Source organism: Trichormus variabilis 0441 (assembly GCF_009856605.1).
Taxonomy (GTDB): domain Bacteria; phylum Cyanobacteriota; class Cyanobacteriia; order Cyanobacteriales; family Nostocaceae; genus Trichormus; species Trichormus variabilis.
On record NZ_CP047242.1, the window covers coordinates 1,341,977 to 1,354,717 of the forward strand.

The following is a 12,741-nucleotide window of genomic DNA, read 5'->3' on the forward strand; positions in this document are numbered from 1 at the left end:
GGATTGGTAATAGATAATAATTCCGACTCAATTACGAGTTACCAATTACCAAATCCAGAAACCATATCTACATAACTAGCAACTCGATAAATTACTTACGGATTTGATCCTTAAAAGTAGCTGGACTAATAACTCTGCGTCCGTTATCAGGTAGGCGTTCAGAGCAACCTGCGTTAACACAACCTGCATTATGTGCGTTTGCTCCACCCGGTTTTATAGTCCCTGGAAGTTTCTGTACAGAAGGAGTTATATTATCAACTGCCCCTGGACGCACTTTGATAGAATCAGTACTTAAATTAGCGCGGTTCAGGAAATTATCAACAGCACCAGGTTGGGGAGTTTGAGCATTAACTGCTGGGTTTAAAGCTGCAATGCTTGTCATTGCAATCATGCTGAAAATGAACTTGATTTTGCTGGATTTTTGAGTAGACATGACAGATATCCCTATAGAAAGAAGTGAATAAACAGATTTTGAATTGTGTGATAACTACTGAAAAACTGAGATTTTTGTTTTCAGGTTTCACCCTTCACTTACTCATAGGTTGGGGTTTATTTTTTTATGCAGTTTTCTCAAAAAAAATTTTTGCTGTGGTGAACTTATTGCTTAAAATCCTTACCCATAAAGGAATTTAGTGATTGATCAATCACCTATGACCCATGCTTGAAGTTACTTTGATGAAACTCAAACGTTTAGACAGTCTGAGTATTAAGCTGTTACGAATTTAAATTGTATATTTCGCGCTCAGGTTGTCAAAAGTCCATAGTCCAAGCTAGCCCTTGACTCTGGACTCTGGACTATGGACAGCCCTGACGCAAAAATATTTGATTTAGGTGCGTATCACCTTACTACATAATTTAAACATTTGTAATGGATAAGTTACATTCTTGACAGCTATCGGATTTTCATATTTGATAATGATCATAAATCACGGTATACAGATCGGAATACCGATGATTATAAGGGTGAGTACTTAGATGAATAAGTCGCAATATTGGGTGCATTTATTAACTTGCCAGATACAGCGAATACATACTTGCGTTGTGAAGGCTGGGCAAACTGTGCAGCTTTCGGCTGAAAAAATTATGCAGATTACCGGGAATAGAAGCTCTAATCAAAAGTATATGAGCCTATTCTTGATAGGTACTATATTAAGTGTAGCGATCGCCTCCTGCGCTGGAAGTGGTTTTGCTAACAAAGGTGATGTAAAACTCAAACTCGTTTCCTTCTCTGTCACCAAAGCCGCACATGATCAGATAATTCCTAAGTTTGTGGAGAAATGGAAACGGGAACATAACCAAAACGTCACAGTTGAAGCGACTTACGGAGGTTCTGGCGCTCAAACGGCGGCGGTTATTGCAGGCTTGCAAGAAGCAGACATAGTACATTTGGCACTACCTTTAGATGTCATCAAACTCCAACAAGCAGGTTTAATTAAATCAGGTTGGGAAATCAAAACTCCCAGAAATGGTATTGTTAGTAAATCAGTGGCGGCGATCGTTACTCGTGAGGGTAATCCTAAAAACATTAAAACTTGGGCAGATTTAGCCAAAGATGGGGTGAAAATAATTGCAGCTAACCCAAAAACTTCTGGTATTGCTATTTGGGAATTCTTAGCTTTTTGGAGTTCCGTCAGCCTAACGGGTGGTGATGAAACAGCAGCATTAGATTATGTCACTAAGGTTTACAAGAATATTCCTGTGCTAACGAAAGATGCTCGTGAAGCTAGTGATTTATTTTTCCAGAAAGGCGAAGGAGATGTTTTAATTAATTACGAAAATGAGGTTATTTTGGCAGGTAAAAATGGTAACGAACTGCCTTATATTGTCCCTCAAGTCAATATTTCTATTGATAATCCCGTGGCTCTCGTTGATAAAAACGTTAATAAACACGGTACAAGAGAAGTTTCACAAGCATTTGTTGATTTTCTTTATTCAACAGAAGCGCAACGGGAATTTGCTAAATTGCAATATCGTCCTGTAAATCCAACTGTTACTCAAGAAGTCGTGTCACAGCAACCGCCAGTTAAAACTTTATTCACCTCACAAGATTTAGGTGGTTGGGAGCTTATCCAGAAAAAATTTTTTGAAGATGGGGCAATTTTTGACAAAATTCAAGCTGCAAAAAAAGCGTAAGCATCACTTTTTATGTAGCAAATAGTCACTTTATTTCAATTGGGAATTTATGAGATTTCATGACAAATTTAAATATAGCTTTTGCTTAACATCTTTAATACTTTCTACTAGTACTATCACTGGTTGTAACAGTGGACAAGAATTGAAAAGTCAAGTGAGTATTGATGGTGCAGCCGTAGGCTTTCCTATCTCTTTAGCTGTTGCCGAAGAATACCAGAAAGTTAAAGCTGACGCAAAAGTTAGCGTTGCTTCTAGTGGTACAGGTGGCGGTTTTAGTAAGTTTTGTAATGGTGATATTGATATTGTTGGCGCTTCTCGTACCATTAGAAATGAAGAAATTGCCAAATGTAAAAGTAAGAATATTGAGTTTGTAGAGTTACCCATAGGTTTAGATGGTGTAGCTGTAATTGCTAACCCTAAAAACAAATTTGCTCAATGTCTAACTATTAAAGAAATGAATACGATTTGGAGCGCCAAATCAGACGGTAAAATCTTGACTTGGAATCAAGTTAATCCTAAATTTCCTAAGCTACCTCTGAAGCTTTATGCTCCAGCTTCTGATACAGGAACCTTTGATTATTTAACTCAAGCTGTTACTGGTAAAGCCAAAAATGGACGCACAGACTACACTCCTAGTCATAATCAAAATCTACTAGTACAAGGTGTTTCTGGTGATGAATCAGCATTGGGCTATGTGGGAATATCTTACTATATTCAAAACCAAGAAAAGCTCAATTTAGTTGCTATAGAAAATCTCAAAGGTGAATGTAAAAAGCCAGTTCCTCTAGATAACGTACTCAAAAACACCTACACACCTTTGTCTCGTCCCCTCTTTATCTACGTCAGTAAAATATCTTTAGATAACAAACCAGTAGTTAAAGAATTTGTAGATTTTTATTTAGAAAATTCTTGGAAGTGGGTAGATGGCGCTGGTTATGTAGCACTACCTGATGAAGCCTACGTCAAAGTAAAACAAAAATTTGCTGCTGGAGAGACTGGAACGAAATTTCAAAAAGCCAAACCAGGTGAACCAATCACAAATTTCATTTAGAAAATACCCAGTTTTAGCAATTCAAACATGGTCATTTGTAATTTGATTTGTATTTATAAATTCAATATCTATGCAAAATAACACTTTTCACGATGATCCTTATTTACTATCTAGACAATCACTAGATAAAAATATATCTGAAGATATAATAGAAAGGATTGTGGGAGCAATTTTATTTGCTTGTGCTTTAGTTTCCGTGTTGACGACATTTGGTATTGTCTTAATTATCTTTCAGGAAACATTTAGTTTTTTCCAAGAAGTTTCCTTTGCCCAATTCTTTCTCGATACTAAATGGACACCTCTGTTTGCGGAGAGACATTTTGGTGTTTGGCCTTTAATTAATGGCACTTTCTTGACTACAGCTATTGCTATGTCGGTGGCGATTCCTTTGGGTTTATCTTCTGCCATTTACTTGAGTGAATATGCTCAACCCAAAGTAGCAGCAGTTTTACGCCCTGCGGTGGAACTTTTAGCGGGTGTGCCAACGGTAGTATATGGCTACTTTGCGCTATTGTTTCTCACGCCATTACTACGATATTTGATTCCTTTGGAAATATTCAACGCCTTGAGTGCAGGATTGATGATGGGAGTAATGATTACTCCTACCGTTGGTTCTATTAGTTTGGATGCTATTCGCTCAGTTCCACGTTCTTTGCGGGAAGGAGCTTATGCTTTGGGTATTACTAAATTGGAAACCATTTTTAAAGTAGTCTTACCAGCAGCACTTTCGGGAATTGTTGCCTCAATTATTTTAGGTATTTCTCGCGCCGTAGGTGAAACAATGACTGTACTCATTGCTGCTGGACTACAGCCAAAACTGACTATTAGCTTTGCAGAGTCAATAGCAACCATGACAGCTTACATGGCACAAATCTCTGGAGGAGATAGCCCGCGTGGAAGCCTTAATTTCAAGACTTTATATGCTGTGGGGGCAGTTTTGTTTGTTCTTACCCTATCCTTAAATATTGTTAGTTACTGGATTGCTAATCGTTATAAAGAAAAGTACGAGTAATTAGGTATGGCTAATAGTTATCAATCAAATGATTCCTTGGCATCTGAGACAGAATTTACTGATAATGTTGATAGAAGAGAGACTTTAGGAAAAATATTTGAATTAGTTTTTTTGTTAGGATTATTGATTGGTATATTCGTCCTAGCATTGCTACTATTTGATATTTTTGGAGACGGATTAGGTAGATTTTTAACACCTGGTTTTCTGACAGAAACCCCTTCTCGCTTTCCTGACGAAGGTGGTATCCGTCCTGCTATTATCAGCAGCATTCTTTTGGGACTTGTGGTGATTTTTGTTACTGTTCCCATTGGTGTAGGAGCAGCTTTATATCTAGAAGAGTATGCACCTAAAGTTTGGTGGACAGCGATTATTGAGATAAATATCAGTAATCTAGCGGGTGTACCTTCTATTGTCTATGGTTTGCTAGGTTTAGGGGTGTTTAATTATTTATTGGGATTCGGCCCCGCTTTAATTTCTGGAGCCTTGACTTTATCTTTACTGTCTTTACCAGTGATTATTGTCACCTCTAGAGAAGCTATTCGCGCTGTTCCTGATTCCTTAAGAAACGCTTCTTACGGATTAGGTGTTACCAAATGGCAAACTATCCGCAGTCATGTCATACCCTATGCTATTCCCGGTATCTTGACCGGGGTGATTATCTCAGTGTCTCGTGCCATCGGTGATGCAGCCTCGTTAATTGTTGTAGGTGCTGTGGGTTTTCTCACTTTCGATCCTGGTTTGTTCCAGAGATTTATGGCACTACCTATTCAAATTTACAGTTACATCACTCGTCCTGAACCGGGTTTTGCTAGTGCAGCAGCAGCAACAATTATTGCACTTTTGAGCTTGATTTTACTCTTAAATGGTGTGGCAATTTATATCCGACAGCGATTTTCCCTTCGTTAAATAATCAAGGTAATCTTCATAAAATTAGTCCAAATTTCATTCAGATTAGGAAACTTTAATTATGTCCTACAACAGTAGAAATCAACGAGATAGTGCCACAATCAATCACAAGAATCAAGCTGTATTTAATGTTGAAGGTGTCAAGGTCTATTATGGTGGATTTTTAGCACTAATTGATGTACATTTGCAAATACCAGATAAGGAAATTATTGCGTTTATTGGACCTTCTGGATGTGGTAAAAGTACATTATTACGCTGCTTTAATCGCATGAATGATTTAATCCCCGGAGCCAAGGTAGAAGGGAGATTACATTACCGCGATCGCAACATTTATGACTCCAGAATTAATTCTGTAAAATTGCGCCGTCAAGTAGGAATGGTGTTTCAAAGACCTAACCCCTTTCCTAAATCTATATATGAAAATATTGCTTTTAGCCCTCGTGCTAATGGCTATAAAGGGAATCTGGATGAATTAGTAGAAGATTCTCTCAGACGTGCTGCTATCTGGAATGAAGTCAAAGACAAACTCAAAGCCAAAGGTACGGCTTTATCTGGTGGACAACAGCAACGGCTGTGTATTGCCAGAGCGATCGCCATGAAGCCCGATGTATTATTAATGGATGAACCATGCTCTGCTCTTGACCCTATTTCTACACGTCAAGTAGAAGAACTTTGCTTAGAACTGAAGGAGCAATACACCATAATTATGGTGACTCATAATATGCAGCAGGCTTCTAGAGTAGCAGATTGGACAGCATTTTTTAATACAGAAATTGATGAATATGGTAAGCGTCGGGGTAAATTAGTAGAATTTAGTCCTACAGAACAAATGTTCAATTCTCCCAATACTAAAGAAGCACAAGAATATATCAGTGGACGCTTTGGGTAAACTTTTATTAACTGCTATGCCAAGCTTGGTAAAACTCCTGATAAGTCAGATTTTCGGCACAGTACCACAGCAACTTGTAACAATCTCGGTGTAGTTCCAACTCGTGTTCCCTAACTGTGGGGGAAAAGCAATCTTTCAGGTAGAAGATTACTTGTGGTAACTGTTCATCAATCAGGATTTCTTTTAAATTGTCTGCTGTGCGTTTGCGTAACGATTCGCGTTGGGTTGATTTGAGTAATTGTAGTAAGGTTATCAATGCAATCTTATTACCTGGGTCAAGTTGTGCTAATTTGTAGGCTCTACGTCTTTTGGTGTCTTCATCCTCACATGAAGAGATACCACGGATTAAGGCTGTGATTTTTTCAGGTACAGGGTAAAGTACCTTTTGTTGTTGTTGTTGTTTACCTTGCCATTTATGGGTAATTTCTTCACCGCGTAAAGTTGCTAGATTCTCGGTGGCTTGGCGGCGTTGAGAAACATCTGTGGCTGATTGGGCGATTTTTTCTAATGTGGTAATAGCCGTTGCGTTGTGGGAATCAAGTTTACCTAAACTATAGGCAGCCTTACGACGAGTAGATTCATTGTCAGTAGTTGCAATAATTTGCAGCAATGCAGTCATAGCCGTGGGATTTTCTGCATCGACTCTGCCTAGACTATAGGCGGCTTGCCAACGGATAGTTTCATGCCGAGCTATTTTAACAAGATTTTCCAAGGAAGCGATCGCAATCTTGTTCCCAGGGTCAAAAATCTTACCTAAACTATAGGCTGCATTCCAACTATCAAACTCATTGTCACAGGCAGTGATAAATTGTTCTAAGCAGGCGATCGCTTTTAGGCGATCGGTTTTGAGTAAAGCTATGCGCGCACCTTCTACAATTGGTGATGGGTATCTACACCATTTTTGCTTTTGTGAATCAAAGTAGCCAAAACGCCACTTAATTAACTGCTGAATCATCGCCTCAGCTTGTTGAGAATCGGTAAATTCAGTGATTCCCTGGGCTGCCAAGAAATAAGCTTGATAATTATAGAATCCCCCGCATCCGTCCTCAAATTGAATTAGTGCGTTAATCAAAGCCTCTTTTTCTACCTGTGGTACATCATCTCTACCCAGCCACAATAGTATTACCTCTCGCCATTGCGGTTCAAAAATCCGGTAACCACTTTCCCCTGAAAAATCTGTAATCGCCTGAGCGGCAAAATATTCTTGAAATGTGGGATGGTAAAAAGCATAAACTTTTTCCCCTTGAGTTTCTAAAATACCGACTTGATTCAACCAACCTAACTGGAGTGCTAGTTGGAACAGTCCATCATCGGGAGTGCCTAAAACTTGGCAGACAAAACGATGTCTGAGGCGAAACTTTGTCTGTTCTTGGGCAATTGCCAACAGTGCTAATTTTCCCAACGCCCGGTTTAACTCCTGTCGCTGAGTGGAAGTAGTAGGGAAAATGTCTTGTTTCCACTCATAGATTGCTTCCACAAACTGCTGATAAAGCATCGCCTTACTATAAGGTAATTCTCCCTGAGTGATGCCCCAAATCCGACACAACAAAGCCAAGCGTAGGGGATTTTTTACCGTATCTTTGACGCGCCGCCTTTCTGGTTGGTTTAACTCATGTCGCAGTTTTTCGCCTAACGCTGGATTGTACTGAAACCATCGACAAATAAATTGCCCTATCCGATCCTGTGTTTGATCCAGGCCGTAGCTAAAATGTAAATTGCCATAAGTGTCAAAATTTTCTAAGGCATTCTTCCCCGCATCCCAAACATTCAGCCGACAGGTAAGAATAATTGTGGCATCGCCTACCCAACTTTTCAAGAAACTAGCAATTTTTGCCAAGGCGCTGGTAGATTCTATTGCCATTTCATCCACCGCATCCAGCAGTAACCAAACTCTTCCTTGGTTGAACTGTTCACAAAATGCGTCTTCAAGTTCTGGCGAAACCCTAAGTTTACGCATAGCTGAAGGTAGCCAGTCTTGAATTAAATACTGTTCCAGAGTTTTACCTTGTAAATCTGCTAGGGAAATCCAAACTGGTAAATCTGCGGTATTATCTAACACCCAAGCAGCAATTCTCTGCAAAAAAGTAGTTTTCCCTGCGCCTGGTTCGCCGATAATGGCAATTCGCTGACTTTGCTTTTGTCCTAGTACCTGTTGAATAAATTCATTATGGTCAAAGGTTTGGGTAATATCCAATTCCTCTGGTTCATATAACCGCGAACCCTCTTGGGGAGTGACATCATCACGATGACGTAAACGCTGTTTTCGCTGCACTAAGCCCAAAGGTACGTAAACCTGATTCAATTCAAAAGTGACACCATCTACACTGGTGAGGGGATTTGTTGTCAGGCGGTTGTTGAGGTTGGCGCGACATAGTTCTTGCCAATTTGGGTGAGGTACTTGTTTGTCCGCTTTTGCTGCTGTGACTTCCTTGGATTTTTCTGGACGGCGACTTTCCCAGTGGGAATCAAATTTTTGTAAGTTGGCTGCTGTATCTTGGCGTTTGTACCAAAGATTGAGGGTAAAGTGCCAAGTTTCGGAACCACTGCGAGATGGGCGATTGTCTTCTAATATTTCTAAGAAATCTGCAAACCGTTTTAAAGCTTCTTTGATTTGTTCAGATGTTAACTCATCTGATGTTAACCCCGTTAAAGCCTGCAAAAATCTGACTTTAGTTCTGACAACTAGGCGTGTTTCACTTTGCCAGCGAGTTTGTATTTGGGGACGCAGGGCATCTAAAGCCGCTTCATCGCAGCCTAGCTCATCATTAGCATAAGCTAATAGTACCTGTAATAAATGCCGCGATCGCCTTTTCGCCTCTGGGCCATAACTCGCTCTTGCCATTATCGTAGCTGCATACTCAACAAAGTTCGGGGATTCCCCCAAGTTTAGCAACTTCCCCTAACCATCTAAACTTGATTTCACAAGCATTTCGAGTGACACGTTCACAGTTAGCTTCAGGGAAGTTCCCCAGAATATTCTGATTTTATCCGAAGCACACAACCAAACACTTGAATATATATCCATGTAGATATTATTAATTCATATGTTAAAACTCACTTATACCGAAAATAGCGTTAGTTTAGATTATCTCGACATACCTTTAGAAAATTGGGTAAATCAAAGAGTAAATTTAGCTCTCAGCACTGGCACAAATATCTACACGGAACCAAGCACGGCGGCTTTTCTATTACCTATCGAATCATCCCCCCTAGCTGTTTTAGAAAAGTTAGCCCAAGCCAACTTGATAGATTTCTATCCTTGTGATCCCTCATACTTTGAAGTTACTCTCCAAGGTATATACATAACATCAACTGAAAACAGTGAAACAGGGGTTTTCGTTACAGATTTGATTTCATCTGTAGAATTATTACTCCAACAATTATCTCAAAGGCAGCAACTCTGCCACGCTCAGTAATTCAGTTTTGCTGTTCGCGGGACTCTGGTATGACTTCCGAACCCAGTCTGTGAAACTGTCCTAGCTAGTTGTGCCGCCTTTCCCCGAACAGCACCCATAACAATTCAAAATACCCTACGGGAAGCGCAAACGCTACAAAATTCAAAATTTTTAGCTTAAGTCTTAATGTTCGCGGGACTTTGGTATGACTTCCGTTCCAACCTTTTAAGTTGTCTAACCTAGTCGTACCGTTCTTTCCCCGAACTTGATATAAAGGACTTCCAGATAAAAAAATATCCAAATTTTAGGGTGCGTCAGTATAAATAATTTCTTGGTACAGCTAGGTTTTCTCACACTGACGCACCCTACTAACTACTACAAGCTTCCACTAATTTTCTTTAATTTTTAATTTTTAATTGGAGCGAAGCGACGTGACTAACTTCAATACCAACCGCGTCGAACAGGTAGCGCGAGAAGACTTAGTAATGTTTATTAATGCTTGTCTTGCCTGCACGGGACAAAAAGAATTTTATGATGATGCTTATGGTCAACGAGTATCAATTGACTTTCTCCATGATTATATTCTGGGCAATTACCGCTTACTTTATGCCCGGACTTTAGCCGCAGGTATCAATCATTTTAACCAAGCCCAAATCATCTTAAAATTACTGGCGACAGGAAAAGACACAATCCCCGAACATCGCCAAGAAGAAGGCGCACTGATTGCCCATGCACTCAACGCCTTACCTCCACAACGAGCTTGGGGCGTTTTACAACAGTTACGACAACGTAAAATTAATAATAGACGAAGTAGAGCGATCGCCCGCGATTATTTAAGTATGCGGCGTGATATGAGTTTTGATGCTGTTAAGTATCGCGCAAAAGTGAGAGCGATCGCTACCCACGCCCACCTGAAACTACAAAGTGAATTGGGTAATTTCCTTTTCCACAACTGGAAGCAAAAGTCTTATTCCACCCAGTTATTTGAACAGTTTCGCCAAGCACATTACAGCGCCGAAGCCATTTACAATTTGCCTTTCACCATCGCTGAAGGATTTGCAGTTAAACACAAAGTCCCCCGTGATGTTTTCTTATCTCGGATTCAACAGCAAATGACTTTAGGAGAAAAGCTGCGTTTGCAAGGTGTGGCGGAACGTAACGAAACTGATATCAATGTAGATTTTGGTCGTCTTCCCTTAACCAAGTTGGCGTTATATATTTTGTCCTTACCTTGGCAGACACGACAACAACAAAGAGATATTCTACATCAAGCCTTAGAGCGATCGGCACGTTTAGCGTTAAAAAAAGCACCCCTCAAACTAGGAAAAGTTGCAGCCGTCTTGGATTGCAGTTATTCCAGTTCCGGCTCTAGTGAAAAGCGCCGCCGTCCCTTGGGTATAGCTATGGCTGCACACTACCTATTACAAGTTGCCGCGCAAGAATATCAAGCTTTTTGGACAGTACCCGTAGAAGATTCATTACAAGTAAACGCCCGTGGACAAACTGACTTAGCTACACCACTGTTAGCAGCTTTGGCAACAGGAGCCGAGTTAATCATTATTATTTCCGATGGTTGCGAAAATGATCCACCCAATGGAGCAGCCGAAGTTTTACGCGTCTACCGGAATAAATTAGACCCCATGCGGCGAACTTCTATCATCCATTGCAACCCTGTCTTTAACTCCGACGATTTTTCCCTACGCACCCTCAGTCCACCCGTCCCTACTGTAGGGCTAAGAGACGCAGAAGATTTACCCACTATGCTCAATTTTGCTCGTTTTGCTGAAGGTTCTGCACCGTTGTCAGAACTAGAAACATATCTAGCAGAACGAGTAGAGCAATTAATTAGGGGTAATGGGTAATTGGTGATGAATTTTTTACTCAATAGTAGGGTGGGCATTGCCCACCAAAAGCAAGCTACGTTTATTTTGAATTTTGTTGGCGGAAGCCTTCTCTACGAGTGTCGCAGGCTATTACGAATTAACTTATTATGTCAAAAACTAAAAGTTTATTAACAGATATATCCCTCAAAGGATTGGAAATTGCCCCTTCCCAAATACGTGGTGCAGTGCGTATTGTGCCATTACTGCGGCGAGAAGTGCGGGGTGATTTGCGTTTGCTGCGTCGTTCTTACGATGAAGATATGGCGGTGGTTTCCCTGGAAGGTCAAATAACCGAACCGGGTATGAAATACTTCTCCTATGTCCCTCATGGCTTAGTCATGTCTTGGAGTGATGACGGTAGTCCTGTAGCTAGCTTTGGCGGACAGATGCTCAAGCCTGATGGTAAAAGTTTTAATTCCTGTTGTGCAAGTGTGCGGTTAATGCACCGCATGGCGAAGCGAGAATCAAGGAATCAATTGAGATTTTTACCTTTGCACTTAGCAATGGAAGGTTTTTTATCGCTGTTTTTCTCAGGGCCAGATATTGCTTGGAGTGAGTATTCTCAATATGCTTTGTCTCACGGACTGGGTTCACGCTACGAATCATCTTTTAGCGGACGTTACATTGCTGGGTTAGAAGATGCTTTGCGGGTATTTGAGATTCATGAAAGACAAGTGGGTGTATTGGTATTTGTCGCTGAAGCTTTAGCCTCTGCTTTTGTCGTTCCCACACCTGAAGACTACCGCGCTTTGCATACCAGTCTTTTAGAGGATTTTTATGGTGAACTAATTTACGAATACAGCTTAATGTACGATGTAACTTTTCTAATGGCTACATCTGTAGATGATGCCCAGATTAATAGTTTGACAGATTTAAGTGGAGCGATCGCCCAAATGCGATCAGATTGGGCTGCATTCCAAGGATTTATGGCGGAAGGATTGCTACAGCGCCAACTCCAATCCCAGAGAGTGTACACGGCTGGCCCATTCCAACTGCAACGGTTCATCACTAACCTGCAACCCAAAGAAGAAAACCATATCGGTGAGGCGATTATTCGAGATAACGGAGAGTTAGAATATCTCAAAACTTACCGTCTATCAGCCGCCCAAACTCGTCGAGTGTACTTACTCAGCCAACTAGCTGAATATAACTGGAATATCGATGCTACAGCCAAAGCCTTGGGACACACCCGCGATGAACTAGTTTCTCGCCTTGAAGCTTCAGGTTTTGGTTATCTACTCAATCAACAAGTACGTGACGCAGCACGGAAAAAAGCGAAAAGGTGAAGGTGGGGAGGAATAGGAATTCAAAATTCAAAATACCCTACGGGAAGTAGTAGGGTGGGCATTGCCCACCTTATCAAGGTTTTGGTGGGCATTGCCCTACAGATACTTATAGAAAATTGATTTAAAAAATATAAATAACCCTAAAATAAAGTCCGTTTTTTTTCACATAAATCAGATATTAGTTGT

General features: G+C 40.5%; 10 protein-coding genes. 8 read left to right on the forward strand and 2 right to left on the reverse strand.

Annotation, left to right across the window (positions count from 1 at the left end; translation table 11 throughout):
* Nucleotides 1–91: 91 nt before the first annotated feature.
* Nucleotides 92–382, reverse strand: coding sequence for a hypothetical protein (locus tag GSQ19_RS05340; RefSeq protein ID WP_235622525.1), 291 nt, complete (start codon nucleotides 380–382; stop codon nucleotides 92–94).
* 593 nt (nucleotides 383–975) lie between these two features.
* Here GSQ19_RS05340 and GSQ19_RS05345 point away from each other — a divergent pair.
* The 5 genes from GSQ19_RS05345 (at nucleotide 976) to pstB (ending at nucleotide 5,991) form a co-directional block, all read left to right on the forward strand.
* Nucleotides 976–2,133, forward strand: a complete 1,158-nt coding sequence (locus GSQ19_RS05345; RefSeq protein ID WP_011316942.1) for a sulfate ABC transporter substrate-binding protein — start codon at nucleotides 976–978, stop codon at nucleotides 2,131–2,133.
* Between the two features lie 49 nt (nucleotides 2,134–2,182).
* Nucleotides 2,183–3,184: a PstS family phosphate ABC transporter substrate-binding protein gene (locus GSQ19_RS05350; protein ID WP_011316943.1), complete on the forward strand. Its 1,002-nt coding sequence runs from the start codon at nucleotides 2,183–2,185 to the stop codon at nucleotides 3,182–3,184.
* A gap of 70 nt (nucleotides 3,185–3,254) precedes the next feature.
* A complete protein-coding gene (pstC, locus tag GSQ19_RS05355) occupies nucleotides 3,255–4,196 on the forward strand; it encodes a phosphate ABC transporter permease subunit PstC (protein ID WP_011316944.1) in 942 nt (313 codons plus the stop codon).
* 6 nt (nucleotides 4,197–4,202) lie between these two features.
* Nucleotides 4,203–5,102: a phosphate ABC transporter permease PstA gene (gene pstA / locus GSQ19_RS05360; RefSeq protein WP_011316945.1), complete on the forward strand. Its 900-nt coding sequence runs from the start codon at nucleotides 4,203–4,205 to the stop codon at nucleotides 5,100–5,102.
* 61 nt (nucleotides 5,103–5,163) lie between these two features.
* Nucleotides 5,164–5,991: a phosphate ABC transporter ATP-binding protein PstB gene (gene pstB / locus GSQ19_RS05365; RefSeq protein WP_011316946.1), complete on the forward strand. Its 828-nt coding sequence runs from the start codon at nucleotides 5,164–5,166 to the stop codon at nucleotides 5,989–5,991.
* 7 nt (nucleotides 5,992–5,998) lie between these two features.
* Here pstB and GSQ19_RS05370 read toward each other — a convergent pair whose 3' ends face one another.
* Nucleotides 5,999–8,833, reverse strand: coding sequence for a HEAT repeat domain-containing protein (locus tag GSQ19_RS05370; RefSeq protein ID WP_011316947.1), 2,835 nt, complete (start codon nucleotides 8,831–8,833; stop codon nucleotides 5,999–6,001).
* Between the two features lie 202 nt (nucleotides 8,834–9,035).
* Between GSQ19_RS05370 and GSQ19_RS05375 the strand changes: the two genes are divergently transcribed.
* From GSQ19_RS05375 to GSQ19_RS05385, 3 genes are all read left to right on the forward strand, one after another.
* The gene (locus tag GSQ19_RS05375; protein WP_011316948.1) at nucleotides 9,036–9,407 is read left to right on the forward strand and encodes an alr0857 family protein; all 372 of its coding nucleotides are present in this window, start codon (nucleotides 9,036–9,038) and stop codon (nucleotides 9,405–9,407) included.
* A gap of 410 nt (nucleotides 9,408–9,817) precedes the next feature.
* Nucleotides 9,818–11,248: a hypothetical protein gene (locus GSQ19_RS05380; RefSeq protein WP_011316949.1), complete on the forward strand. Its 1,431-nt coding sequence runs from the start codon at nucleotides 9,818–9,820 to the stop codon at nucleotides 11,246–11,248.
* Between the two features lie 128 nt (nucleotides 11,249–11,376).
* Nucleotides 11,377–12,555 (forward strand): ARPP-2 domain-containing protein, encoded by a 1,179-nt coding sequence (locus tag GSQ19_RS05385; RefSeq protein WP_011316950.1) that lies wholly within the window; start codon nucleotides 11,377–11,379, stop codon nucleotides 12,553–12,555.
* Nucleotides 12,556–12,741 lie beyond the last annotated feature (186 nt).

What these genes read in the sequence shown, in the direction of transcription:
- GSQ19_RS05340 (WP_235622525.1), bottom strand. Translation starts at nt 382, where the DNA reads ATGACAAGCATTGCAGCTTTAAACCCAGCAGTTAATGCTCAAACTCCC.
- GSQ19_RS05345 (WP_011316942.1), top strand. Translation starts at nt 976, where the DNA reads ATGAATAAGTCGCAATATTGGGTGCATTTATTAACTTGCCAGATACAG.
- GSQ19_RS05350 (WP_011316943.1), top strand. Translation starts at nt 2,183, where the DNA reads ATGAGATTTCATGACAAATTTAAATATAGCTTTTGCTTAACATCTTTA.
- pstC (WP_011316944.1), top strand. Translation starts at nt 3,255, where the DNA reads ATGCAAAATAACACTTTTCACGATGATCCTTATTTACTATCTAGACAA.
- pstA (WP_011316945.1), top strand. Translation starts at nt 4,203, where the DNA reads ATGGCTAATAGTTATCAATCAAATGATTCCTTGGCATCTGAGACAGAA.
- pstB (WP_011316946.1), top strand. Translation starts at nt 5,164, where the DNA reads ATGTCCTACAACAGTAGAAATCAACGAGATAGTGCCACAATCAATCAC.
- GSQ19_RS05370 (WP_011316947.1), bottom strand. Translation starts at nt 8,833, where the DNA reads ATGGCAAGAGCGAGTTATGGCCCAGAGGCGAAAAGGCGATCGCGGCAT.
- GSQ19_RS05375 (WP_011316948.1), top strand. Translation starts at nt 9,036, where the DNA reads ATGTTAAAACTCACTTATACCGAAAATAGCGTTAGTTTAGATTATCTC.
- GSQ19_RS05385 (WP_011316950.1), top strand. Translation starts at nt 11,377, where the DNA reads ATGTCAAAAACTAAAAGTTTATTAACAGATATATCCCTCAAAGGATTG.